The 1,245-nt window shown below is 69.7% G+C and carries 1 protein-coding gene; it reads right to left on the bottom strand.

Features of this window, described 5'->3' with window-relative positions; all coding sequences use genetic code 11:
* The coding region (locus tag ACFYY8_RS42115) for an alpha/beta hydrolase (RefSeq protein WP_390050699.1) at positions 1–1,245 on the bottom strand (1,245 nt) is incomplete at both ends.

Below are 1,245 nucleotides of genomic sequence, written 5' to 3'. Positions count from 1 at the left end.
GCGCGGGCAGCCTCAGCGAGATCAGGTAGGCGTCGACGGCGGCCGTGACACAGTCGCCACGGCCATAGGCGCCGTGCCCCCACCCTTCGTAGGTGAGCAGCCGCGCCTGCTTCCCGATCTGGGCGGCGGCGTTGAGCGCCCAGGCGTAGCCGGTGGCCGGGTCGTGCAGCCCGTTGACGAGCAGCAGCGGCGGGCCGCCCTTCACCCGCAGGCGATGCTGTGGGTTCGGGATCGGATCCGGTTCACCCAGACACAGGGCGGTGAGCGTCAGACTGGTCGGGACGATCCCCATGTCCGGTGCGACGGCCTTGGCGCGGCGGAGGTGTCCGGCGTACTCGCGGTAGTCGCGGATCGGCCAGCGAAAATCCTCACAGAAGATCTGGAGGGGGTTGGACACCTCCGGTTCGGCGGCCGCGGGAGCCTGCCGCGAGTCCGCCGTCTCGCTCAGCAGCCAGGCCGCGGAGGCGGGCGGCTCCTGCGCGCCCGCCTCCAGGGCGAGGAGCAGTTCGGCCAGTTCGAACCACGTGGGTACATAGCCCGCCCGGAAGACGTAGCGGATCACGTCCTGTCTGGTGAGCGACCTGGCAGGGGCGCCGGGGGCGCGGATCTCACCGCGGTCGGCACGCTCCAGCAGGCGAGCCCAGAACGCGCGCACGTTCGTGCCGTGCAGCGCGCATCGGGTCTCCCCGCCGCACCATTTGACGAACTCGTCGAAACTGTCCTGGGCGAACGTGGCCCAGCTGTAGAGGTAGGGGCCGGTGCTCAGACTGTGGTCCAGATTGCTGTCCAGGGCGAGGGCGCGGATCCGGTGGGGAAACAGTTCGGCGTACATCTGGCCGGCCAGCGTGCCGTAGGACAGGCCGTAGAAGGTGACCTTCCCCTCGCCGAGCGCTTCGCGGATCGCGTCGATGTCGCGGGCCGCGCTCACGCTGTCGACATGGTCGAAGACCGGTCCTGTCCGGGCACGGCAGTCGGCGCGCAACCGCTTGCCGTAGTCGAGCCAGGCGTCGAACTCCGCCTGACTCTTGATGAGCGGATCGGGGAACCGGGACATCAGCTGGGCCGAACATGCGATGCGCCCGCTGCCCTCCACACCGCGGGGATCGAACCCCACGATGTCGAACCGGCGTTTGAGCTCCGGGCTGAAGTTGTTCAGGGAAAGCGCGTAGCCGACCCCGGAGGAACCGGGGCCGCCGGGATGCAGCAGCAGAGAGCCGATCCTGGCCGCGGGGTCGGTGGCCTTGA

The organism is Streptosporangium sp. NPDC001559 (assembly GCF_042893955.1).
In the GTDB taxonomy this organism is placed as follows: domain Bacteria; phylum Actinomycetota; class Actinomycetes; order Streptosporangiales; family Streptosporangiaceae; genus Streptosporangium.
Note: the sequence above shows the minus strand (reverse complement) of the source record. Positions and strands in the feature narration are given on the sequence as shown.